This window comes from Streptococcus mitis, assembly GCF_946188695.1.
Lineage (GTDB): Bacteria > Bacillota > Bacilli > Lactobacillales > Streptococcaceae > Streptococcus > Streptococcus mitis_DF.
Map to the genome: position 1 here is coordinate 69,203 of NZ_CAMHWI010000003.1, position 22,943 is coordinate 92,145.

The 22,943-nt window shown below is 42.2% G+C and carries 20 protein-coding genes, 2 tRNA genes and 2 other annotated features; of the genes, 6 read left to right on the forward strand and 16 right to left on the reverse strand.

Annotated elements, in window-relative coordinates; translation table 11 throughout:
* Positions 1 to 14 precede the first annotated feature (14 nt).
* Positions 15 to 485, reverse strand: a complete 471-nt coding sequence (locus tag N8L33_RS02525; protein WP_084927215.1) for a DUF3013 family protein — start codon at positions 483 to 485, stop codon at positions 15 to 17.
* A 115-nt stretch (positions 486 to 600) separates the two neighbouring features.
* Between N8L33_RS02525 and N8L33_RS02530 the strand changes: the two genes are divergently transcribed.
* From N8L33_RS02530 to N8L33_RS02545, 4 genes are all read left to right on the forward strand, one after another.
* Entirely contained in the window at positions 601 to 1,872 is a 1,272-nt protein-coding gene (locus tag N8L33_RS02530) for a replication-associated recombination protein A (RefSeq protein WP_153193067.1), read from the forward strand.
* Positions 1,873 to 2,136: 264 nt separating this feature from the next.
* Positions 2,137 to 2,209: transfer RNA gene (locus N8L33_RS02535), tRNA-Lys, on the forward strand.
* A 346-nt stretch (positions 2,210 to 2,555) separates the two neighbouring features.
* On the forward strand, positions 2,556 to 3,071 hold the full coding sequence (locus N8L33_RS02540) for a DUF308 domain-containing protein (protein WP_153193055.1): 516 nt from the start codon (positions 2,556 to 2,558) through the stop codon (positions 3,069 to 3,071).
* A gap of 62 nt (positions 3,072 to 3,133) precedes the next feature.
* Positions 3,134 to 3,206, forward strand: a tRNA-Lys gene (locus N8L33_RS02545).
* A 140-nt stretch (positions 3,207 to 3,346) separates the two neighbouring features.
* Here N8L33_RS02545 and N8L33_RS02550 read toward each other — a convergent pair.
* Both N8L33_RS02550 and N8L33_RS02555 read right to left on the reverse strand, forming a co-directional pair.
* Positions 3,347 to 4,435 carry an AI-2E family transporter gene (locus N8L33_RS02550; protein WP_004256071.1) on the reverse strand — a complete coding sequence of 363 codons (1,089 nt, stop codon included), beginning with the start codon at positions 4,433 to 4,435 and terminating at the stop codon, positions 3,347 to 3,349.
* Positions 4,436 to 4,444: 9 nt separating this feature from the next.
* Positions 4,445 to 5,734 carry a hypothetical protein gene (locus N8L33_RS02555; RefSeq protein ID WP_084927218.1) on the reverse strand — a complete coding sequence of 430 codons (1,290 nt, stop codon included), beginning with the start codon at positions 5,732 to 5,734 and terminating at the stop codon, positions 4,445 to 4,447.
* A gap of 802 nt (positions 5,735 to 6,536) precedes the next feature.
* On the opposite strand from N8L33_RS02555, the gene N8L33_RS02560 reads away from it, so the two are divergent.
* On the forward strand, positions 6,537 to 7,682 hold the full coding sequence (locus tag N8L33_RS02560; protein ID WP_261058312.1) for a low temperature requirement protein A: 1,146 nt from the start codon (positions 6,537 to 6,539) through the stop codon (positions 7,680 to 7,682).
* Positions 7,683 to 7,730: 48 nt separating this feature from the next.
* Here N8L33_RS02560 and N8L33_RS02565 read toward each other — a convergent pair whose 3' ends face one another.
* Positions 7,731 to 8,186, reverse strand: a complete 456-nt coding sequence (locus N8L33_RS02565; RefSeq protein ID WP_061588673.1) for a GNAT family N-acetyltransferase — start codon at positions 8,184 to 8,186, stop codon at positions 7,731 to 7,733.
* A 69-nt stretch (positions 8,187 to 8,255) separates the two neighbouring features.
* Between N8L33_RS02565 and N8L33_RS02570 the strand changes: the two genes are divergently transcribed.
* Positions 8,256 to 8,915 (forward strand): prepilin peptidase, encoded by a 660-nt coding sequence (locus tag N8L33_RS02570; protein ID WP_061588674.1) that lies wholly within the window; start codon positions 8,256 to 8,258, stop codon positions 8,913 to 8,915.
* Here the strand turns inward: N8L33_RS02570 and trpA are convergent.
* From trpA to N8L33_RS02630, 12 genes are all read right to left on the reverse strand, one after another.
* Positions 8,887 to 9,663, reverse strand: coding sequence for a tryptophan synthase subunit alpha (trpA, locus tag N8L33_RS02575; RefSeq protein ID WP_261058313.1), 777 nt, complete (start codon positions 9,661 to 9,663; stop codon positions 8,887 to 8,889). The genes N8L33_RS02570 and trpA overlap by 29 nt on opposite strands.
* The gene (gene trpB, locus N8L33_RS02580; protein WP_261058314.1) at positions 9,656 to 10,879 is read right to left on the reverse strand and encodes a tryptophan synthase subunit beta; all 1,224 of its coding nucleotides are present in this window, start codon (positions 10,877 to 10,879) and stop codon (positions 9,656 to 9,658) included. The genes trpA and trpB (N8L33_RS02580) overlap by 8 nt, the downstream gene beginning before the upstream one ends.
* The gene (locus N8L33_RS02585) at positions 10,857 to 11,456 is read right to left on the reverse strand and encodes a phosphoribosylanthranilate isomerase (protein ID WP_261058315.1); all 600 of its coding nucleotides are present in this window, start codon (positions 11,454 to 11,456) and stop codon (positions 10,857 to 10,859) included. Before N8L33_RS02585 ends, trpB (N8L33_RS02580) begins: the two co-directional genes overlap by 23 nt.
* Positions 11,443 to 12,210: an indole-3-glycerol phosphate synthase TrpC gene (gene trpC / locus N8L33_RS02590; RefSeq protein WP_261058316.1), complete on the reverse strand. Its 768-nt coding sequence runs from the start codon at positions 12,208 to 12,210 to the stop codon at positions 11,443 to 11,445. The genes N8L33_RS02585 and trpC overlap by 14 nt, the downstream gene beginning before the upstream one ends.
* Positions 12,207 to 13,211, reverse strand: a complete 1,005-nt coding sequence (gene trpD / locus N8L33_RS02595; RefSeq protein ID WP_033676450.1) for an anthranilate phosphoribosyltransferase — start codon at positions 13,209 to 13,211, stop codon at positions 12,207 to 12,209. Before trpD ends, trpC begins: the two co-directional genes overlap by 4 nt.
* 10 nt (positions 13,212 to 13,221) lie before the next feature.
* On the reverse strand, positions 13,222 to 13,788 hold the full coding sequence (locus tag N8L33_RS02600) for an aminodeoxychorismate/anthranilate synthase component II (RefSeq protein WP_261058317.1): 567 nt from the start codon (positions 13,786 to 13,788) through the stop codon (positions 13,222 to 13,224).
* Positions 13,785 to 15,146 carry an anthranilate synthase component I gene (gene trpE, locus N8L33_RS02605; RefSeq protein WP_261058318.1) on the reverse strand — a complete coding sequence of 454 codons (1,362 nt, stop codon included), beginning with the start codon at positions 15,144 to 15,146 and terminating at the stop codon, positions 13,785 to 13,787. The genes N8L33_RS02600 and trpE overlap by 4 nt, the downstream gene beginning before the upstream one ends.
* 374 nt (positions 15,147 to 15,520) lie before the next feature.
* Positions 15,521 to 15,746: a binding site (T-box leader), on the reverse strand.
* Complete coding sequence (trpB, locus tag N8L33_RS02610; protein ID WP_033676443.1) at positions 15,743 to 16,921, reverse strand: tryptophan synthase subunit beta; 1,179 nt, start codon at positions 16,919 to 16,921, stop codon at positions 15,743 to 15,745. Its footprint overlaps the feature before it by 4 nt.
* Before the next feature lie 66 nt (positions 16,922 to 16,987).
* Positions 16,988 to 17,213: a binding site (T-box leader), on the reverse strand.
* Between the two features lie 40 nt (positions 17,214 to 17,253).
* Complete coding sequence (locus tag N8L33_RS02615; RefSeq protein ID WP_261058319.1) at positions 17,254 to 18,483, reverse strand: DegT/DnrJ/EryC1/StrS family aminotransferase; 1,230 nt, start codon at positions 18,481 to 18,483, stop codon at positions 17,254 to 17,256.
* Positions 18,484 to 18,525: 42 nt separating this feature from the next.
* Complete coding sequence (locus tag N8L33_RS02620; RefSeq protein WP_223340538.1) at positions 18,526 to 19,218, reverse strand: sugar transferase; 693 nt, start codon at positions 19,216 to 19,218, stop codon at positions 18,526 to 18,528.
* Between the two features lie 183 nt (positions 19,219 to 19,401).
* Entirely contained in the window at positions 19,402 to 21,144 is a 1,743-nt protein-coding gene (locus N8L33_RS02625; protein WP_261058320.1) for an ABC transporter ATP-binding protein, read from the reverse strand.
* A complete protein-coding gene (locus N8L33_RS02630; RefSeq protein ID WP_261058321.1) occupies positions 21,134 to 22,879 on the reverse strand; it encodes an ABC transporter ATP-binding protein in 1,746 nt (581 codons plus the stop codon). The genes N8L33_RS02625 and N8L33_RS02630 overlap by 11 nt, the downstream gene beginning before the upstream one ends.
* Positions 22,880 to 22,943: the final 64 nt, after the last annotated feature.

A 22,943-nucleotide genomic window follows, 5' to 3' on the forward strand; every position in this document is an offset into this window, starting at 1 on the left:
TCTCCCAATAATCCCTAGTATCTCGGATAAGGATAAAATTCTCCCTCTTCCAATCCAACTTTTCCCTCTTCAAAGACTTCTTGGTTCCATTCCATGACAAATTCCTCTGCTTCTGGGTCTTCCAAAAAGTCCATAAGGGCATCTAGCCCAACCTCGGCAGTATCTTTAAGGAATAGTGCAAAATAGTTTAAAAATTCGCGAGAGAAACCTTTCTTTGGTAAGTAAGGAATAACCGTCAAATAGTCTTCCTCATTGACGGTTGACTTAGCAGGATTGTAAAAGAGTACCGCTTCCTCAAATAGGATATCGTCCGACGAAACCTCTCCGTCTTCATCCACCATCTCCACACCTGCAGCATTTTGCACTTCCAATAGAAAACTCACTTCAACCGCGTGGTTGCGCTTGTCCCAACTAATCTCAAAGTCAAAGGGAAAGTTCTTCTCCAACTCTTCCTCTAAAACATCTAAAAATCCATATGTTGCCATTTTGTCCTCTTTCTATGCGACTCTTAAATCGCCCCGATTGCTCGGAAATATGCTAAAATAGATACTACCATCTTACCACATATACATCAGAAAATCCACGCTAGAAAGGACTGCTATGCCAGACAATCTCGCGCTTCGCATGCGCCCTAAAACTATCGACCAGGTCATTGGTCAGGAACATCTGGTCGGGCCTGGAAAAATTATCCGCCGCATGGTGGAAGCCAACCGCCTGTCCTCCATGATTCTTTATGGACCTCCGGGAATCGGCAAGACCAGTATTGCCTCTGCCATCGCAGGGACGACCAAGTATGCCTTTCGAACTTTCAATGCGACAGTAGATAGTAAAAAAAGACTCCAAGAAATAGCTGAAGAGGCTAAATTCTCAGGTGGTCTTGTACTGCTACTAGACGAGATTCATCGTCTTGACAAGACTAAACAAGACTTCCTCTTGCCTCTCTTGGAAAGCGGACTGGTCATCATGATTGGGGCGACGACTGAAAATCCCTTCTTTTCTGTCACTCCAGCCATTCGTAGCCGTGTTCAGATTTTTGAGTTGGAACCCTTGTCTAACCAAGATGTCAAAGGAGCCATTCAAATAGCCCTGACTGACCCTGAACGAGGTTTTGATTTCCCTGTTGAGTTAGATAATGATGCCCTTGATTTTATCGCAACATCTACCAACGGAGACCTCCGTTCTGCCTTTAACTCACTTGATTTGGCAGTTCTCTCCACCCCAGAAAATGATGACGGCATCCGTCATATCACGCTTGACATCATGGAAAATAGTCTTCAGAGAAGCTACATCACTATGGACAAGGATGGAGATGGACATTACGATGTTCTATCTGCCCTTCAAAAGTCTATTCGCGGTTCAGATGTCGATGCCAGTCTCCACTATGCTGCCCGCTTGATTGAGGCTGGGGATCTGCCTAGTCTCGCTCGTCGTTTGACTGTTATCGCTTATGAAGATATCGGTTTGGCCAATCCTGAAGCCCAGATTCACACCGTGACTGCTCTGGATGCTGCACAAAGGATTGGTTTCCCAGAAGCCCGCATTCTCATTGCCAATGTCGTCATTGATTTGGCCCTTTCTCCAAAATCCAACTCAGCCTATGTAGCTATGGATAAGGCACTTGCTGACCTCAAAACATCAGGGCACTTGCCTATTCCGCGACACCTGCGTGATGGGCACTACAGTGGAAGCAAGGAACTGGGGAATGCCCAAGACTATCTCTATCCACACAACTATCCTGGAAATTGGGTCAAGCAAGACTATCTACCAGAAAAAATTCGTAATCATCACTATTTCCAAGCAGAAGATACTGGTAAATATGAACGGGCTTTGGCTCAAAGAAAGGAAGCTATCGACCGTTTGCGAAAAATCTGAAATCCTTTTCAAAAAATTGCATTTTCCTCTTGATTTTTTTTGAAAAAGTGGTATCATATAAACATAGAAACGCTGTGGTGTACGACTTCACACTTAAGTGTTGACCGACTATTTTTTGTATTATTAGGGAAACAAAAGTCTTCTAACAGCATGTAGGCCGTCTCACACGGAAACAGCTTCAGTTAGAGCGAGTTGCCCACCTGCTTAATTGCGCGGGTTCAATACAAACCGTGAAGTTTCGGCACCAATACAGCTTTTTTCTTTGCCTCCTTAGCTCAGCTGGCAGAGCAGCGGACTCTTAATCCGTGGGTCACAGGTTCGATCCCTGTAGGGGGCATCTAAATCAACAGGAAAAAGCCTTGAGTTCCAAGGCTTTTTTGCTTGTCTATAACTAATTTGCCTCATCATTTGCCCCACTTTTAAATCTATCTTTTCTTTTTGAATCAAATTACATCTTAACAAATAGTGTAAAGCCAGTTACTTTTGCTTTGATGCCATACAATATTTTCATGTAGAGAAGACAAATTTTATCTTCTCTTTTTATTTTCAAAATAATAAAAACTGATTTTCTTTTCATGAATCAGACCGAAACTTCCAAATTGTTTATTTATTTTATTGACATTTTCTATAACAAGAGGTAAAATAGTTTCACAATCAAAATATACTATATAAGGGGTATTGAAATGAAATTTTCCAATCGTTTACTGCTATTCCTTGCAGGAGTTGTTTTTGTCCTTTTAGGACTTTTCCTATTTACAAACCCAGTAGCTAATCTTGTTGCTTACAGCTGGTGGATTGCATTTGGTTTACTGGTTTCTTCTATAGCAGATATTTTAGGCTATTTCTCTGCACCAAAAGAGCTTCGCTCACCAGCTCATCTTTTCAAAGGGATTGTTAATCTTCTCTTAGCTCTTTACCTCGTTGCCTATGGCTTTGTGACGCTGCCAGTTGTCATTCCAACTATTTTAGGAATTTGGTTAATTGTAGAAGCCATTATAGTTTTCTTTAAAGGCAATCGTCTGGGATTGATTTTCCCTATTATTGGCAACCATATCATGTGGATAGCGTTGCTTGCATTTTTACTAGGTCTAGTGATTTTGTTCAATCCAGTAGCTACAAGTGTCTTTGTCGTTTATGTCGTTGCCTTTGCATTTTTAATTGTTGGTTTCACCTATATCCTTGATGCCTTTCGTAAATAATCTAGCTGCCATTTTGGGCATATTAAAATAGCTGGGAAGTTACATTCTCAGCTTTTTCTGTTGCCTCCTTAGCTCAGTTGGTAGAGCAGTAGACTCTTAAGCTATGGGGCGCAGGTTCGAGCCCTGCAGGGGGCACATCTAAATCAACAGAAATAAGCCTTGAAACCAAGGCTTTTTTTAACGTCTAATAGCTTTTTGTAGAAAAGTATTTAAAAATAAAAGAGAAGAGAATCTCTCACTCTCTTCTCAGTATATCTTATTAAATTTAGTTTTTCTTAATCTAGCTGATTTTCCTTTGCAACGACAAATTCCTTAACCAATCGATAGATAACAGCAAATATCGGTGTAAAGAATATCATCCCAAGTAAGCCAAAGAGATTGCCTCCAATACTAGCAGCCGCAAGCGTGAAAATAGCTGGCAAACCAATAGACTGACCTACAACTCTAGGATAAATAAGGTTTCCTTCAATCAGCTGTATAACTTGATATAGAAGAAGAGAAAGTAAGGCTTGAGTAGGACTCACTGTGAAGATAAAAATCGCTCCCACAACACAAGCAATCATAGGCCCTACATAAGGAATGAACGATAGCACTCCTGCAAAGATACCTGTCATTACTCCATAGGGTATCCCAAACACGCTGTAACCAACCGCTATCATAACTCCTATGATAACTGCTTCAATCAGCTGACTCATCAAAAATTGGTCATAAGTCTCTAGTGCTACTTGTCCAATGTAAGTCAACTTTATCACCACCTTCTCTGGAAGAAAAACTTTTAGAAGTCGACTCGTCATCGCTGCCAAATGTTCCTTACTGGATAAAAATAAAAAGGTGAAGACTATAATCAAAAAGGCATTCATCAAACTTGAAAAAATATTGCCGATATTACTAGTCAGACCTGATAAAAAACCTATCAAAGCTTGGCTAATAGAACTAGATTGTCCCTGTATGCCTGATACGATAGTTGACAACATGTCTTTGGTTACAAATTCCGAGCTGCCTAGCAATTTCCCAAGTTGAGTAAGGACTGTTGAAAGGACTGTTCCCAGCTGACTAATAGTCTGGGCTAGGGTTGGCAGCACCAAAACCAAAAGAGCAATCACGATTAAGATAAGAGCTAGGAAAACAAGTACCATGGCAATCGGACGACGCAACTCTGCCTTTACCTTCAATTTAACTAAGTACTGTTCAATTTTTTTCATAGGAACATTAAGCACAAAAGCAATAACAGCACCATAAATCAAGGTTGATATTACATCAAAGAGAGAGATTGCTCCTGATATAAAGCTCGATGCATTCAGAATTACAAGAGCAACCAGCCCTATAAAAAGTATTAACGGGGTGTATTTTTTTACTAAGTTCATAAATTCTCCTTAATAAACATGTTTAGATACGACTATACTATTTGGTTTTTCAAACTCTCGATTAAGGTAGGCTTGGTAAGTTCCTGGAGCGATAAATCCTTTGGGTGAGAGGATATCGGTGCCAGCCTGACCGACTATGGTATCAGCCAAGAGCACACAGTTTGTAGATAAGACAAAGTAGGATTTAAACTTAGATTTGATAAATTTATAAAGTTCCCCATCTGTCTCATGTCTGATTTTATAAGCGTAGGTGTAGTCTTCCTTACCATCACCTGTCATGATTTTATCTGCACTTGGCTCCCATGGAATCGTCAGTTGTTTCAATTCAGCCAACTTTTTCTGAACTGCTTTTTCCATTTCAGGCGTCAAATCTATCCCATAACCAAAAAGCGTTTTTTGACTCTCACGTTTACATAGGTCAATGTACTTGTCACGATCACAGAAATATAAGACACCATCTCCTACCATGCCAAATAAGGTCTCAGAAGACGGATCATAGTTGCCATAAGAAATAACACGGCCTTGATAGCAGATATCCACATGACCAATTGCCGAAAACAGAGAGGTCTCAGCTGTATGAACAAAAATTTCAAGCTCCGCTGTCTTACCAGACTTCACCATTCCAAGATGGATATCCTCTCTCTCATCAGCATTTTCCTGCATGAATTTGTTGATTTTTGCTAAAGTTCTTGCAGGGATGAGAGCGGCTAGGACAATAGGTAAGCTCATTCTTACACGACGTTTGAGATGGTTTTTCCCAATTTCCTCCTCAAACAAGAAACCATCACGGATATTGGACAGACCATAAAGGAAAAAATAAGCCCCTAATACAAAGAGTTGAAAGACAGAATTTCCTGTAGAGGACAAAAGACTAGTCCCACCAAGAAAAACTAGTACGAGTCCATCTAGTAAGAGACGAAAACGAGGTCGAATTTTGTTTTTGCGGTAGAGAACATAGGTGACAAGGTTAATACTAGCATGAAAAATCTGATAAACTCCAATCACAAGAGCCAAAATATAAATCGGCACATCCGTCGCAAGATTGGAGCCAAGCAAATATCCCAGCACTAACAATTTAACCAGTGCAACTCCCAAGGTGTCCGTTGACTGACTTTTTTTGAAAATACGTAATACTAAATCTAAGACCGTTGCTATCCAAGCTAAAAACAGAACCAGTCGAATAACCTTTACTGGCAACCAAGTCCCCGTGACCATCAAGATGAGACCTAGCAGAACAAACAAGAACCCCTGAGCAAGTAATTTCTTACCTGTCAGACCTAAAGATAGAATTTTCGCCATATAAAAACCTTTCAACAATAAAAATTAAACACTCCGATTAAACTGACTAGTAAATAGCCAACACTACAAACAGCCTGTGCCAGCAACATATGGTGACTAGAAATGACTGTAGTAATGTCACCATCTTGTCTTATGCACTTCTAAAATTTGTTATATTGATTAGAAACCAGAGCTTATAAAAACTAGCTAAACTCGAGAGATAGACACAATTGCGACGAAAAAATGTATAACCAATTCAACTTGTTAAGGTAAGAAAGCATTATTTCCAATCTATTAATTATTCATCTATTACCTATTATGACACAATATTCCCTATAGTTCAACTTTTTACTTGTTTTTATATTACACGGACTAAAAAGTTTTCAACAGTTGATTGCATTTGTTTTAATAAGTTTTAACCTTTCTTGGTTAGATAAAAAAAGAACCATACAGTTTAGAATCTGTATGGTTTTTGCCCCACTTTTGTCCCATTTTTAAATCATGACATTGAAAATACCTAAAATCACTTATATTTCAATATTTTTAATTGCTCTCAATATGAAAGTCCTTTCCAAATCCCTGTAGGGGGCATCTAAATCAACAGGAAAAAGCCTTGGAATCAAGGCTTTTTTGTGTAGTCTTAGCACTAAAAAACGATAGAAAAAGCGGCCCTTCTGTACTGACCCCAAAAGTTGGACAGAAAAAACCTAACTTTTGTGGCGCAGTTCATTAGCGCCACATAAAGTTATTTAAGAATCTCTTTTTCTTTTATTGCTATTTTCTGTTATAATAAATCGGACTTATAGAATAGAAAGGACTTAAGATGACAACTCTTATTAAACATAAACGTGTAAATTATTCAGAACTTTTTTATGACCTAGTTTTTGTTTTTGCAATTTCAAAAGTAACTACTTTAATTGACCATCTTCATAACGGTATTTTGACTTGGAATTCTTTCCTTGATTTTTTCATGGCTGTCTTGCTTCTCATCAATGCCTGGATGATTCAAACCGTTTATACCAATCGCTATGGAAAGAACTCTTTATTTAACATGCTAATCATGTTTATCAATATGGGACTTTTACTCTTTATATCCAATATGATTAAAGATGATTGGCAACAATATTTTCATTATGTCTGTTGGGCTATTGGTTCATTAACCCTTACCTTATTTTTTCAATATTTGGTTGAATTTTTTAGAAAATCAACCGATGATGCTAATCGGGAAAGTATCAAAGGTTTTCTATGGATAACAGGTCTAGGAAGTTTAGGATTCTATCTAGCAGCTCTTCTTCCTATTTACCTTAGAGTCTATATCTTATTTGCTAGTATTCTGCTAACATTTATTATGCCAAGTATCTTGCTTAATAAAGATAAGCATTACCAGGTAAATCTCCCCCATTTAATCGAGCGCATCTCCCTTCTTGTCATTATTATGTTTGGAGAGATGATTACGGAGCTAGCTAACTTCTTTACAATCGAGAATTTCTCGATTTATTCGGTTCTTTATTTCATTATTATGATTTCTCTGTTCTTGTTTTATTTTGGTCAATTCGACCATGCTATTGATGAAAAATCTAATCAAAAGGGACTATTTCTAATTTACAGTCACTATCCTATTTTCATTGGACTTCTTATGATGACCGTTTCGATGAGTTTTCTTCTGAATCCTGAAGCTAATCGTCTCTTTGCAACCAGCTTCTCTTATATCGGATTTGGCCTCTTTCAAGCTGCTGTCCTAGTAAATGGGCCCCATAACAAACACTATCTTCGCTATTCGAAAAGTTACTACTGTGTCCAAGCGACACTCTATCTGGCTGCCTTGATTCTCTCTTTAATCTTTGCTTCTAATCCTATAATAGTAGTGAGTATAACAACCATTTTAGCTCTAGCTATAGCCATTCATTTTATTTATTTTTATATGACACAGAATAAAAAATATTCCAAATCTAACTGGGGGCTCTTTTAATGAGTTTATAACATAAAAAAGCTTTGGGAACCAAGGCTTTTTTGATTTCTATCTAAACTTTTTCATAAGGTATTTTCGTGCAGGTGCTTCAACTATTTGAACGATTTCAAATCCTTCTTTTTGATAAAGGTGCTGAGCTGCTTGATTTGCCTCGAAGACATTTAGAGAAATACTATCTATGTCTCCATTTTCAAAGACCAAACTAACAAATTTCCTTAAAGCCTGCCTACCTAAGCCTTGTCCCTGTTTCTGGGGATTGATAAAAAATCTTCCAATATGAAGATTGCTGTCTTCTTGCCTGATTTTCTGGATAAGCCCCACAAACTCGTATCCATCAAAGATTGAAAAGAATCCTTCCAAATCTTGCAAAACTTGAATTGTCAAGGGAAAAGGAATCATTGGTCCCATCCATTGTTCTTGAAAGGATTTGCCTAGGGAGTTGGACCATTTGCATACGAGCTGAGCGTTTTCTGTGCTCACCTTTTCTTCAAAACGAACTATCATCTTTGCCTCACCATCTTATCTATGTTTCTCCATTATACTACTTCTCCTATTTTTTACGAATAGATAAGTATGATTGATATTTATTTTTTTCTTGTCGGGAGCATTCTCGCTTCCTTTCTTGGTTTGGTCATTGACCGCTTTCCAGAGCAATCTATTATCCAACCTGCTAGTCACTGCGATTCCTGTCAGACTCGCTTGCGTCCCTTAGATTTGATTCCTATTCTCTCGCAGGTGCTCAATCGCTTTCGCTGTCGCTACTGCAAGGCTCCTTATCCTATTTGGTATGCCCTCTTTGAACTAGGTTTAGGACTCCTCTTTCTGGCTTGGTCATGGGGCTGGCTTTCCTTGGTACAAGTCGTCCTCATAACTGCCGGTTTGACCTTGGGTATCTACGACTTTCGCCATCAGGAATATCCCCTACTGGTCTGGATGACTTTCCACCTAATCCTCATGGCTTCCTCTGGCTGGAATCTAGTCATGGTCTTCTTCCTTGCTCTTGGAATTGTGGCTCATTTTATCGATATCCGCATGGGTGCAGGGGATTTTCTCTTTTTAGCTTCTTGTGCTATCGTCTTTAGCGCAACCGAATTACTCATCTTGATTCAGTTTGCTTCTGCGACGGGCATCCTGGCCTTTCTACTGCAAAAGAAAAAGGAAAGACTTCCTTTCGTGCCTTTCCTCTTACTCGCTGCCTGTGTAATTATTTTTGGTAAGCTACTGCTTGTTTGATAAAGTCCTCAATCGGCTCTCCTTGGTGGAGAGCTTTTACGATTTTTGAACCGACGATAACGCCATCTGACACCGCATTGAATCGTTCAACATCGGCTTGACTAGATACACCAAAACCTGTCAAGACGGGGATGTCGGCCACTTGATGAAGTTGTGCCAAGTGCTTATCCAAGTCTGCACGGTAATTGCCAGATTTCCCTGTCACCCCATTGATGGCAACCGCATAGACAAATCCTTCTGCCCCATCAATCAACTCTTTCTGGCGCTCAATTCCTGTCGTCAAACTAACTAGAGGAATCAAGGCGATGTCTGTGTCTGACAAAAATGGTTCTACAAAGTTGGCATGCTCATGAGGAAGGTCTGGGATAATCAAGCCCTTAACCGCTGTATCTGCCAAATCTTTGACAAAGTTCTCCACACCGTACTGAAAGAGGGGGTTGAAGTAGGTCATGATGACCAGTGGTACTTCAGTCTGAATGGCTTTCAAGATTTCAACCAAAGCCTGGGTAGAAGTTCCGTGGGCCAGACTGCGCAAGCCAGCTTCTTCGATAACAGGTCCATCTGCGACAGGATCTGAAAAGGGAACTCCCACTTCAATGGCAGAAACACCCAAGTCTTCTAAAAAGCGAATTGTTTCAGCAAGACCGTCCAAACCTTTCTCATGGTCTCCAGCCATGATATAGGGAACAAAAATTCCTTTTCCAGCTGCTTTTATAGCCTTTAATTTTTCTGTTAGTGTCTTAGACATGAGTTTCTCCCTTCTTTGCTGCATCTGCTTCCAAGCGGTCTTTGACTTGAACCACATCCTTGTCCCCACGACCTGATAGGCAGACAATCATAGACTTTTCTGGTCCGAGTTCTTTGGCCAATTTCACCGCAAAGGCGATAGCATGGCTTGATTCCAAGGCTGGGATAATTCCTTCCACGCGAGACAAGAGCTGGAATCCTTCCAAAGCTTCTTCGTCTGTCACAGGAACATAGCTGGCACGTTTGATATCGTGGTAGTGAGAATGTTCTGGACCGATACCAGGATAGTCCAAACCTGCTGAGATAGAGAAGGCTTCAAGAATTTGACCATGGGCATCTTGGAGCACATCCATGAGGGAACCGTGAAGGACACCCGGACGACCCTTGGTCAAGGTAGCTGCGTGGTGCTCCGTATCTACACCAAGTCCAGCTGCTTCAGCCCCATACATAGCTACAGACTCATCTTCTACAAATGGATGGAAGAGCCCGATAGCATTAGAACCACCACCAACACAGGCTACTAGGGCATCTGGCAGATCTTGACCTGTCAAGTCACGGTACTGTTGTTTAGCTTCTCGACCGATGACACTTTGGAAGTCACGAACGATTTCTGGGAATGGATGAGGCCCCAAGGCAGAACCAAGGATATAGTGGGTATCATCGATATTAGCTACCCATGAACGAAGGGCTGCATTGACCGCATCCTTGAGCACGCGCGAACCGTCTGTCACTGCCTCAACCTTGGCTCCCAAAAGCTCCATACGGAACACATTGAGGGCTTGGCGTTTGACATCTTCCTCACCCATGTAGATAGTACATTCCATGTTAAAGAGGGCTGCAGCAGTTGCAGTTGCCACACCGTGCTGACCAGCACCCGTCTCAGCGATAATTTTCTTTTTACCCATGCGTTTAGCCAGAAGAACTTGTCCCAAGGCATTGTTAATCTTGTGAGCCCCTGTATGGTTGAGATCTTCACGTTTGAGATAAATCTTAGCTCCACCAATATGCTGGGTCAAGTTTTTTGCGTAGTAAAGGGGAGTTTCACGTCCTACATACTGGCGCAAAAGTTGGTTTAATTCCTCTTGGAAACTTGGGTCTGCCTGACTTTCACGATAAGCCTTCTCCAACTCCAAAACTGCTGTCATCAATGTTTCTGGGACGAAACGTCCACCGAATTTTCCGTAAAATCCATCTTTATTTGGTTCTTGATATGCCATTCTTTACCCTCTCTATAAATCTTCTAATCTTTTCCTGATCTTTTTTTCCATCTGTCTCCACTCCGCTTGATACATCAACTGCATAGGGAGTAAAGTGTTGAATTGCTTTTACTACATTGTCTTCATTAAGCCCACCTGCGATAAAGAAGGGCTGAGTTAATCCTGTCGTATCCAGTTGACCCCAATCAAAGGGTTGGCCACTTCCTGCCACAGGGGCATCAAAGAGTAGATAGTCTGCCTGAGAATTGGGTACATGACCCTCTCCATCCACCTGCACAGCCTGAATCCTGGCACAAGGCAAATTCTCAAACAAATCATCTGCCACCTGACCGTGAACTTGAACCAAGTCCAAGCCAACTTTGTCAATGACTTCTAGCAGTTGAGCCCGACTTGGTGAAACAAATACACCAACCTTTTTGACATCTGCAGGAATAAGCGTTGCCAGCTCAACAGCCTGATCCAAGGTCACCTGTCTTTTACTAGGTGCAAAGACAAAACCGATGTAGTCTGCTCCTGCTGATACGGCTGTTGCCACCGCTTCTTTGGTAGATAGTCCGCAAATTTTAACCTTTGTCAATCTGCAACTCCTTGATTCTCTGGGCTACATCTTCTGCCTGCATGAGAGCTGTCCCTACTAAAATTCCGTTAAAGTATGGTGCTACTCGTTCCGCATCCTGCCCTGTGAAAATAGCAGATTCAGAAATGTATAAGCAATTATCTTTGAAATGTTTAGCCAAGTTTACACTGGTCTGCAAGTCAACTTCAAAGGTGGTCAAATTACGGTTATTGACCCCAATAATCTCCGCACCAAGCCTGTGGGCCACTTCTAGTTCAGATAGATTGTGAGTCTCCACTAAAACTTCCAGACCAAGCTCTGTCGCATAGTCATAAAGTTCCTTGAGGCGTTCTTCGGACAAGGCTGCCACAATGAGCAAGATGACTGTCGCACCTGCATTGCGAGCACGGATGATTTGCTTTTCATCGATAATAAAATCCTTGTTAAGCGTCGGAATGTTTACCTGACTGGAAATCTCCCGTAGATAATCCAAATGCCCTTTAAAGAAAACTTCATCTGTCAGAACAGAAATCATCACTGCGCCATTCGCTTCATAAGTCTGGGCCTGTTGCACAATATCCACATCTAGATTGATATCTCCCAGACTAGGGCTAGCCTTCTTGACTTCAGCGATTACCTGTAACCGGTCTTGGTGTTGTTTTAGATAGTCAGCCAAGCGATAGGTCTGGCGCAAGGGCTGGATTTCCTCCAGCTCCATCTGCTCAACCTCACGCGCCTTCTGCTCCAAGATTCGTGCTAAAAATTCTTGACTCATTTTTGGTACTCCTGTAACAGTCTGAGTTTTTCAAGGGCCTTGCCACTAGCAATCACTTGACGAGCCAAGGCAACTCCGTCCTTGATATTATCTACCTTACCATTAGCATAGAAACCAAGACCAGCATTTAAAACTGTCGTTTCCAAGAATGGACTTGGTTCGTTTTTAAGAACGCTGAGCAAAATTTCTGCATTTTCCTGAGCATTACCACCACGGATATCTTCGATAGCGTAGCGCTCCATCCCCAAATCCTCTGGAGTAAAGCTTGACAAGGTGATTTCACCATTTTCAAGGAGAGCAATCTTGGTTGTTCCATTCAAACCAGCTTCATCCAATCCTTCTGGCCCAGCAACCACGATGGCACGTTTGCGACCCATATTTTTCAAAACCTGAGCTGTACTTTCTAGAAGTTCTGGACGGCTAATTCCAAGAAGCTGTGTTTCCAAAGCCATTGGATGAATCAGTGGACCAGTCAAGTTCATAATCGTTGGAATTCCCAATTCCAAACGAGCTGGCATGATGTATTTCATTGCTGGGTGCATATTTTTAGCAAAGAGAAAGACGATGCCAGTTTTATCAAAAACCTTACCTAGTTCAGCTGGTTTGAGGTCTAGGTTGATACCCAAGGCTTCGAGGACATCTGCAGAACCAGATTTAGAAGAAATCGAGCGGTTACCGTGTTTGGCCATGTGAACACCGCCACCAGCCAAGACAAAGGCTGCAGTTGTAGAGATGTTAAAGCTGAAGGACTTATCCCCACCTGTACCGCAGTTGTCCATGGCATCATGGATTTCAGTTGGAATATGTTGGGCATGTCCTCTCATGACTTGAGCAATGGCTGTGCGCTCTTCAGGTGTTTCCCCCTTCATCTTAAGAGCCAAGAGGAGAGAAGCAATCTGAGCTTCGGTTACACGTCCAGTAACGATACGCTCAATAACATCCGTCATTTCCACACCTGATAAATTTTCAAATTTTGCTAATTTTTCAATAATCTCTTTCATCCTAGTTTCCTCACTTTACAACATTCTCGATAAAATTCCGAATAGAAGACAAGCCATCTGGCGTTCCGATACTTTCTGGATGGTACTGGAATCCAAAAATTGGAAGGGATTTGTGTTGAATTCCCATAATAGCCTGGTCATCAGTCGAACGAGCTGTCACTTCAAAGTCTTCTGGCATTTCTTCAATCAAAATACTGTGGTAACGCATGACCGCACGGCCATCCTCGATTCCTTGATACAAAACAGATGGTGCTTCAAAGCTGATATTGCTCTGTTTCCCATGCATGACTTTCGGAGCCAAACCTAGCTTACCACCGAAGACTTCTGCGATAGCTTGGTGGCCCAAACAAATTCCTAGAATCGGTTTCTTGCCGGCAAAATCACGAATCATGTCTTCCATCTTTCCAGCATCAACTGGCCAACCAGGACCCGGAGAAAAGACCAGACCATCTGCTTTTTCAGCTTCTTCATACAGCTTGGGATCATCATTTCTCAAGACCTGCACTTCTGCAAAATTCCCAATGTATTGCGCCAAGTTATAGGTAAAAGAATCATAGTTGTCAATCAATAAAATCATGGTCTTAGTTCTCCAATTCTAGTCATAGATTTAGCCTTGTTAATGGTTTCTTGGTATTCGTTTTGGGCGATAGAGTCGTAGACAATCCCTGCCCCAGCCTGCACATAGGCTGTTTGATTTTTGAGAATCATAGTTCGGATGGCAATAGCGAAATCCATATCACTCGTCGCTGACAAGTAGCCAATTGCTCCTGCGTATACGCCTCGTTTTTCCGTTTCTAGTTCATAGATGCGTCTCATGGCCCGAATCTTTGGTGCTCCTGAAACTGTTCCAGCTGGAAGTGTTGATTTTAAAGCATCCATAGCAGTGAGTTCTGGAAGCAAACGCCCTTTCACCACACTGGTCAAATGCATGACATAGCGGAAGAGCTCCACTTCCATATACTTGGTGACTTGGACACTTGCTGTTTCAGAGATGCGGCCGATATCATTGCGTCCCAAGTCTACCAACATCCGATGTTCTGCTGTTTCCTTCTCATCAGACAAGAGGTCTGTCGCCAAAGCCTTGTCCTCTTCATCCGTAGCCCCTCTTGGTCTCGTTCCCGCAATCGGATTGGTTGTCACGATGCCATTTTTGACAGAAACCAAACTTTCAGGACTGGCACCGATGATTTGATAATCCCCAAAATCATAAAAATAAAGGTAATTGGATGGATTGGTCACACGAAGATTTCTGTAAAAGTCAAATGGATTTCCAGTAACTTCTGCTGAGAAGCGTTGACTGAGTACACATTGGAACATATCCCCGTTACGAATCAAGTCACGAGCGGTTTCCACCATTTCCTCAAACTTCTGAGGAGCAATATGGGGTTTGAAGTCTAGCGGAGATAAATCCAAGTCTTCAAATTCATTTGGAGCAGGAATGCGTAATTCCTCAAGCACTTGGTTCAAGGCTTCTTCCAAGTCTTCTTGGCTACGCTCACTATAAAGAGCATCCTCGATGACATGGATTTTTTCCTTCTTGTGGTCAAAGACCATGTAACTCTCATAGACGAAGAAATGCATGTCTGGCGTTCCAATCGTATCTTGAGGGATTTGACCAATTTCTTCATAAAGCGAAATCATATCGTAACCAACAAAACCAATTGCCCCACCACCAAAAGGTAGATCTGAATGGTGCTGTCTCTTATGAGTCACTTCATAAAGAAAATCCAAGGGATCACGATCAATCACTTGACCATTTTGATAAAGGACTCCATTTTCAAACTTAATCTCAAAAACAGGATTATAGGCTAGGATAGAAAAACGAGCTGTTTCCTTGTCTCTCGGAATACTCTCTAAGATAACCTTGTGTTGCCCCTTTAGGCGCATATAAGCCAAGATTGGTGATAAGACATCTCCATGAATGATTCGTTCCATTGTAATTTCCCTTCAGTTCCTTATTTTTAATTTTTATCTTTTTCTATTTCCCTTAAATAGTGCGGACGGGAGGTAAAATTATCCAGTGGATGATTTTAGAAAACCATGAAATGAAAGACCTAATTTTTGAGTTCCTCGCTCATTCATTTCTAGGCTCAGGCTAAAATAGTTCCCCGAACTATTTTACTCTCAAAAATTCCGTTCTAGAGAAGCATCTTTGCTTCTCTAGAATACCACTATGGCGAGAAATAGCGGTTTAATGCTCACTTCGTTCGCAAATATTTTATAGAAATTTATCTAGTGATGAAGCATAATTTAAAACTAATAGCCATATCTACGATAAATATATAAAAATCCCCACGCAAAATAACTTGCGTGAGGACGAAATTCGCGGTGCCACCTCAATTATAGGATTTCTCCTATCTCTCATTCCTGTCTCAGAACCTTCCTGTAACAGGCTGTGCGATAAAGGGCACTCCCTTGAGAATTATGTTTTCTTCTCTCGTTTCAGATGGACCCAACCTTACAGCATTCTCTGCTTGTTTCCAGCAACCACAAGCTCTCTGTGAGAGAAAAGACTGTAATTTTTCCATCTATTATTTTTTAGCTTCTAGGTAGTCTGCAATCGCAGCTACGTCCTTGTCTCCACGACCAGAGACATTGATGATGATAATGTCATCTTTACTTAGTTTCGGTGCACGTTTAACCGCTTCTGCGATAGCGTGCGAACTTTCAATCGCTGGGATAATTCCTTCTGTCTTGCTGAGAAGGAGGAGAGCCTGAACAGCTTCTTCATCCGTCGCTGCAACATATTCCACGCGACCTGAATCTTTGAAGTAGGCGTGTTCTGGGCCAACCCCTGGATAGTCCAATCCAGCTGAGATAGAGTAAACTGGAGCTAGCTCTCCATCTTCCTTAAAGACTGCATAAGTCTTCATGCCATCGACAATTCCGATACTACCTTTTGTCATAGTAGCTGCGTGCTTGTCTGTGTCAAGTCCATGACCAGCAGCTTCGACCCCAACCAATTTAACTTCTTCATCAGCCACATACTGAGAAAAAGCACCGATGGCATTAGAACCACCACCTACACAGGCAATAACGTAGTCTGGTAAACGACCTTCTTTTTCTAAGATTTGACGGCGAGATTCTTCACTGATGACCTTTTGGAACTCATGAACAATGGTTGGATATGGGTGAGGTCCCACAGCAGATCCCAGAACATAAAAGGCTTCAAGGTCATTCATCCATGCTCCAAAGGCTGCATCAACAGCATCTTTGAGGGTACGAGTCCCTGTTTCAACTGCGTGAACAGTTGCTCCCATCATCTCCATGCGGAAAACATTGAGACGTTGACGTTCCACATCCTCTGCTCCCATGTAGACATCACAGGCCATCCCAAACTTGGCTGCGGCCGCTGCTGTCGCAACACCGTGCTGACCAGCTCCTGTTTCTGCGATTACTCGTTTTTTGCCCATGCGTTTAGCCAAAAGGATTTGTCCTAAAACGTTGTTGAGCTTGTGAGAACCAAGGTGGTTAAGGTCTTCACGTTTGAGATAAATCTTAGCTCCACCTAGGTGCTCTGTCAAACTTTCTGCAAAATAGAGCGGTGTTTCGCGACCTGAATAGTCCTTCAAATAATGACGAAATTCTGCCAAAAACTCTGGATCATCTTTGTACTTTTCAAATGTCACTTCCAACTCATCCAACAAAGCCTGAATCGGCTCCGGTACGAAACTACCACCAAATTGTCCAAAATAACCTTTAGTTGTCATAAAATTTTCCTCTTTCAGTATTGATTTCAATATATGAAAAAAGCCCACACACAGAATATACTTCCATGTGAGGGCGTTGGTAACGCGGTGCCACCTCAATTATAAAGGGACTATTCCCCTTTACATCTCTGTCTTGTCTAACAACAAGTTGCACTGTAAGGTGTGCGCACCGAATTTTCATTGTTTCAAATTCATTTTTAAAATCAGCCCACTTTCACTACTTCTAACCACCTGTTCACAATCACCACAGGCTCCCTGAAGATCAAAAATAGTTACTTTTCTGATTTGTTGAACTTATTTTAATACTTTGTTTTTTCTTTGTCAAGACTTTTTTACAATTTTTTTGATGAAGTTAGCACTTTTTCAGAAACTGTTTTGAAAGTCTCAATGATATAGTCCACTTCTTCATCGCTTAATTTAGTGTGAAGAGGGAGCGTAATTTCATTCTCAAAGAAGGCATAGGCCTTAGGATAATTCGCCATGTCAAAGCCAAGATTCTTATAGGCTGTCAAGAGCGGAAGTGGTTTGTAGTGGACGTTACTTGCAATTCCCGCTTTAGCTAATTCTTGGATGATGAAGTTGCGTTCTTCTAAGCTTGCTCCTTCTACATGGGTGATGTAGAGGTGGCGTGAAGATTCGACACTATCAGTCTTGTGTGCCAATGGATGGATACGAGAACCTGCAAAACCACGATCATAACGGTCCACGATTTCCTTACGACGGTCAAGCAAGCTAGGGTAACGGTCCAATTGTACCAAACCAAGTGACGCCATGATATCGGTCATGTTGCACTTGTAGGCTGGTGTGACGATATCGTATTCCCATGAACCCAGTTGCATCTTAGCAAGAGCATCCTTAGTTTGCCCGTGAAGGGAAAGGATTTGGAATTCTTTGTACATCTCTTCGTCGTCAATCGCTGGATTGGCTTTCCAAGTGGCACTTCCACCCTCTGCAGTTGTAAAATTCTTAACGGCATGGAATGAGAAGGAGGTAAAGTCAGCGATAGAACCAGCTGGTTGTCCTTTATAAGTAGATCCCAAAGCATGGGCACTATCAGAAACAATCACGATACGGTTAAAGGCTTTTTGCCACTTGCTTGAAGCGGTAAAGAGATCACGTTTCTTCTCCACAACTTGGAACAAACGGTCATAATCGCAAACAATCCCTGCAAGCTCTACTGGGATGATCACCTTAGTTTTCTCAGTGATAGCTTGCTCCAGCAGGTCATAATCCATCTCAAAAGTATCTGCTTGAATATCCACCATGACAGGGGTCGCTCCTACGTGAGTGATGACACTACATGAAGCTGTATAAGTCATAGCTGGAACGATGACTTCATCTCCAGGACCCACTTCCAAAACACGCAAAATCAACTCAAGCGCGGCAGTTGCAGAGTTAAGACAGACAGTCTTAGGCGTCTTTGTGTATTGAGACAAGCGACGCTCCAGTTCTTTTGTTTTAGGACCTGTTGTGATCCAACCAGAACGCAGGGTATCCGCTACTTCAGCAATTTCTGCTTCCGTGATATCGGGTGGTGAAAATGGAATATTGTAATTTGGCATTGATTTGCTCCTTTTATCTGTACTCATTTTCTCATGACTACTTTATTTTAGCACTTCAAACACGGTTTGAAACATGATTTTGATGTCTCCAAGGAAACTAAACTCTCGGAGATAGGCGAGGTTATAGCGCATCTTTTCAGGGAGGACGTGTTCGACATAGGCTTGGTCAACTGACAGGCCTTTTTCGGTCATTTGACTGATAATAGTGTCCTCATCCTTGTAGTTGATGCTGGCTGGAGAGGTAATCCCTGCTGGTAAAAGTAAGGTCGCCATCATTTCAGGGCTATACTGCTCTGTGTAGCGTGGCACTTCAGGTCGTGTACCGACAAAGGACATTTCGCCTTTAAGGACATTCACCAGCTGAGGCAGTTCGTCCAAACGGACACGGCGGATAAAATTGCCAACCTTGGTAATGCGACTATCGTTAGCAGAAGTCACCAAACTTCCTTTTTTGTCTGCATCCGTCACCATGGTACGGAACTTCCAAATCTTGAAAGGTCGATTGTACTGGGTCACACGCTCTTGCTTATAAATCACTGGCCCCTTGCTATCCAACTTGATCCAAATACTCAAGATGAGAAAGACTGGTGAGGTCAAAATTAGTAAGACCAAAGCCAGAACCCAGTCCAAGCAACGCTTGAAAATCAGCGAACCCTTCCTTTTAGAGACAAGCTGGTAGTAAGACTCAACCTCGCTTGATTTCATTTCCACGGGCAAGTCTTCCCATTTCAGCATGCTGTTTCTCCTTTGTTTTTATTATACTATTTGTCAACATTTTTCATTATACCACAAAATGGAAAAGGCGGTGAAAGAAATCTGTAATTTGAAGGATTTCCTTCTTACACTCAATGAAAATCAAAGTACAGCTTTTAGGTTGCAGATAAAGCTGACCTGGTTTGAATAGATTTTCAAAGAGTATTAGGTCATGGCCCCTGCCTGCAAGCTATACATCTTGTGGTAAGTTCCTCCAAGATCCAAGAGTTCCTCATGGGTTCCACTCTCAATAATGCGCCCCTTGTCCAAAACATAAATGCAGTTGGCGTCTTGGATGGTAGAAAGGCGGTGGGCGATGGCAATAGTTGTCCGCCCCTGTCTCATCTTCGCCAGAGAAGCTTGAACCAGACTTTCTGTTTCAGAGTCAATATTGGCTGTCGCTTCATCCAAAATCAGGATTTTAGGCTGACTGGCGACTGTTCTAGCAAAGGCAAGAAGCTGACGCTGACCAGTTGAAAAACTCGAACCACGCTCGGAAACAGGGGAATCATAACCCTGAGGAAGTTCTTGAATAAAGGAATCTGCATCCACGAAGGCAGCTGCAGCCTGGACCTGCTCATCACTGATTTCTTGGTACATGGCGATATTGGACTTAATGGTCCCATGATAGAGGAAGGGTTCCTGCAAGACCAGACCGATGTTTTTTCTCAACTCTTCCTGACTGTAGTCCCTAATATCCACATCATCCAAGAGAACTCGGCCTGACTGGAATTCATAAAAGCGCATGAGGACATTGATAATAGACGATTTCCCTGAACCTGTATGACCTACAAAGGCAATGGTTTCACCCTTGTTAACGGAGAAGGAAATATCATCCAGAATCGGGTGCTTTCCATCATAAGAGAAACATACGTGTTCAAAACGGATATTGCCTTCTTTGACTTTAGTCTGCCCATCTTCTTGAAGGGGCTCATAGGTCCTCTCGTCGATCAGAGCAAAGACACGGCCTGCAGAAACCATAGACGTTTGCAGGGTTGAAAAGTTTTGCGTCACCTCAATCAAAGGGTCAAAGAGACGATTGATATACTGGATAAAGGCATACATGGTTCCAGCTGTTATTCCGATAGAAAGACCACGGTAGCCAAAATAGGCCATCAAGACAGCATAACCTAAGAGTTTCAGCAAACTCATGGCAGGACGCAAAAAGAGGGCATCCAAGGCTACAGAACGGTTGGCATAGACCAAGTGTTCTTGGTTGATTTCATCAAATTCTGCTTGCAGGCGCTTCTCTTGATTAAAGGCCTGGATAATCCTGATTCCTTCGATATTTTCAGCAAGCTTGCTATTGATATCAGACAAGAGACTTCTGGTTTTTTCAATGATTTTCACTGATTTTTTCCGATAGAGATTGACCAAAAGGAAAATCAAGGGGAGAAAGAGCAATACTAATGCTGTCAAACGAAAATCCAACACCAACATGGTATAAAGGGTTGTCAGAAAAATAAAAACTGCTGAGATAAAGCTGGACAAAATCCCTGAAAACATATCGCTGATGGTCTCGGTATCATTTGTCAAACGAGAGACGATAGAGCCTGCTGGCGTCTTGTCAAAATAGGACATGCCCAGTTTTTCCATATTGGCAAAGGCATCCCGACGAATATCTCTAACAATACTGTAGGACACCCGTGCAAAGAGAAGATTACCGACATACTGAACCATAGTTTGTAGGATATAAAGGCCATAGTAGACCAGCAAAACGGCCACAGCGAGTTGATTGAGATTGCTGAGATACTGGTCGATAAAGTGGGAAGCCACAAGGGGAATGACGCTTTTAATGACCGTAGTCGCTAGGAGAAAACTGAGTGCCAAAAAGGTCAGGAGTCCATAGGGCTTGAGATAGGACATCAAGCGCTTCAATACAGCCCATTGTTCTTGTTTATTCTGCATCTTCTTCTCCTTTCATTTCCAACTGCTGAGACTGGTAGGTCTGGGCATACCAGCCATCCATGGCTAGCAGGTCTTCATGCGGACCCCGTTCGATAATTTGACCATTTTGCAGAACTAAAATCAAATCTGCATGGACAACAGCACTGAGGCGATGGGCCGTGATGATGGTTGTCTTGTCCTTTCGCGTTTCCTTTAGATTGTCAATAATGGCATACTCTGTCTTGGCATCCACGGCCGACAAGGAATCATCTAAAATCAAGATATCAGGGTCTAAAATCATGGCCCGACTCATGGCCAGACGTTGCTTTTGACCACCTGAGAGACTGACTCCCTTTTCACCAATCAACGTATCAAATCCTTGGGGCATGGCTACAATATCTTGATAAACTTGGGCTAACTTGGTCGCTTCCTCGACTGCTGAAAGAGGCAAATCAGGATTTCCAAAACGAATATTGTCTAAAATCGAAGTCGCAAAGAGGAACTGGTCCTGAGGAACATAGCCCATGAGACTGCGAAGCTCTGTCAGACGATAGTCCCGAATATCATGACCGTTTAGGTAAATAGCACCCCTATCCACATCATATTCACGCAAGAGGAGTTTAATCAAGGACGTTTTTCCAGAGCCTGTCTGACCGACTAAGCCCAGAGTTTGCCCTTTTTCTAAACTAAAGTGAATATCCGTCAATGTTTCCTCATTTTCAAAGGCAAAGTTGTCAATGGCATACTCCAAGCGCCCATTTTCAATACCATCCAGAGGAAATTCAGGGTCTTTTACTGGAGATTCCTGAGACAAAAGTTCCTCAATACGCTGGTAAGAAACCTTTCCTCGCTGGGTGATATTAAAGAGGAAGCCAATAGCCATAAGAGGCCAGACCAACATATCCAAGTAGCTGATAAAGGTGACCAGATTTCCAACCGTGATTTGCCCTTTCTGAACCATCAAGGAGCCGACCAAGAGGGTTAAAACATAGGATGAACCAACAAACAAGAGAACCATGGGGTCAAAGAGACTATCATATTTCATGGTTTGGAGGTTCTTTTGGAAGGTCAATTCATTGACTGCCTGGAAAGACTTCAACTCGTCCACCTGATACCCGAAAGACTTGGTCACTTTAATACCTGATACAGACTCCTGTACCTTGTTATTGAGTTCAGAAAAAGCAGCTTGGGATTCGCCAAAGGCCTTGTGGGTCTTTCTTCCCAAACGACTGGTCGCATAAGCCATAAAAGGCAGGGGTAGAATGGCAACCAAGGTCATCTGCCAAGAAATGCTAAAGAGCATGGTCAACAAGGTCACTAAAGCTGTGATTGAGGCATCCACGGCAGACATAACACCGCCCCCTGCCAGACGAGTCAAGGCATTGATATCGTTGGTGGCATGCGCCATCAGGTCCCCCGTCCGATAGGTCTGATAAAAGGCTGGCGACATTTTTGTGAAATGTTCAAACAAGCGAGACCGCATAATCTGCCCCAGACGGTAGGAAGTCCCAAGGATATACATACGCCAAACATAGCGCAGATAGTACATCCCAAAGGCTGCAAGAAGCAAGTAAAATAGGTCAATAAGGAGGACCTGCTGGGTTAATTGCCCCAATGTGATAGCATCAATGACCCGCCCCATAACCATGGGGGGAATGAGATTAAGGACGGAAACCAAGACCAGGGCCACAATCCCGACTAGATAACGGCGTTTTTCTAACTTGAAAAACCACCAAAGTTTTTGAATAATGGACATAACATCCCTTTCTGATTGCAAATGGAAACCTGAGGCCAATACTCAATGAAAATCAAAGAGCAAA

Excerpts from the sequence above, each read along its gene's own strand:
- trpB (WP_261058314.1), bottom strand. The coding sequence starts at position 10,879 with ATGGCATATCAAGAACCAAATAAAGATGGATTTTACGGAAAATTCGGT.
- N8L33_RS02525 (WP_084927215.1), bottom strand. The coding sequence starts at position 485 with ATGGCAACATATGGATTTTTAGATGTTTTAGAGGAAGAGTTGGAGAAG.
- trpB (WP_033676443.1), bottom strand. The coding sequence starts at position 16,921 with ATGACAACTAAAGGTTATTTTGGACAATTTGGTGGTAGTTTCGTACCG.
- N8L33_RS02540 (WP_153193055.1), top strand. The coding sequence starts at position 2,556 with ATGAAATTTTCCAATCGTTTACTGCTATTCCTTGCAGGAGTTGTTTTT.
- trpA (WP_261058313.1), bottom strand. The coding sequence starts at position 9,663 with ATGTCTAAGACACTAACAGAAAAATTAAAGGCTATAAAAGCAGCTGGA.
- trpD (WP_033676450.1), bottom strand. The coding sequence starts at position 13,211 with ATGAAAGAGATTATTGAAAAATTAGCAAAATTTGAAAATTTATCAGGT.
- trpC (WP_261058316.1), bottom strand. The coding sequence starts at position 12,210 with ATGAGTCAAGAATTTTTAGCACGAATCTTGGAGCAGAAGGCGCGTGAG.
- N8L33_RS02550 (WP_004256071.1), bottom strand. The coding sequence starts at position 4,435 with ATGAACTTAGTAAAAAAATACACCCCGTTAATACTTTTTATAGGGCTG.
- N8L33_RS02555 (WP_084927218.1), bottom strand. The coding sequence starts at position 5,734 with ATGGCGAAAATTCTATCTTTAGGTCTGACAGGTAAGAAATTACTTGCT.
- N8L33_RS02565 (WP_061588673.1), bottom strand. The coding sequence starts at position 8,186 with ATGATAGTTCGTTTTGAAGAAAAGGTGAGCACAGAAAACGCTCAGCTC.
- N8L33_RS02530 (WP_153193067.1), top strand. The coding sequence starts at position 601 with ATGCCAGACAATCTCGCGCTTCGCATGCGCCCTAAAACTATCGACCAG.
- N8L33_RS02560 (WP_261058312.1), top strand. The coding sequence starts at position 6,537 with ATGACAACTCTTATTAAACATAAACGTGTAAATTATTCAGAACTTTTT.
- N8L33_RS02615 (WP_261058319.1), bottom strand. The coding sequence starts at position 18,483 with ATGCCAAATTACAATATTCCATTTTCACCACCCGATATCACGGAAGCA.
- N8L33_RS02625 (WP_261058320.1), bottom strand. The coding sequence starts at position 21,144 with ATGCAGAATAAACAAGAACAATGGGCTGTATTGAAGCGCTTGATGTCC.
- N8L33_RS02600 (WP_261058317.1), bottom strand. The coding sequence starts at position 13,788 with ATGATTTTATTGATTGACAACTATGATTCTTTTACCTATAACTTGGCG.
- N8L33_RS02570 (WP_061588674.1), top strand. The coding sequence starts at position 8,256 with ATGATTGATATTTATTTTTTTCTTGTCGGGAGCATTCTCGCTTCCTTT.
- N8L33_RS02620 (WP_223340538.1), bottom strand. The coding sequence starts at position 19,218 with ATGCTGAAATGGGAAGACTTGCCCGTGGAAATGAAATCAAGCGAGGTT.
- trpE (WP_261058318.1), bottom strand. The coding sequence starts at position 15,146 with ATGGAACGAATCATTCATGGAGATGTCTTATCACCAATCTTGGCTTAT.
- N8L33_RS02630 (WP_261058321.1), bottom strand. The coding sequence starts at position 22,879 with ATGTCCATTATTCAAAAACTTTGGTGGTTTTTCAAGTTAGAAAAACGC.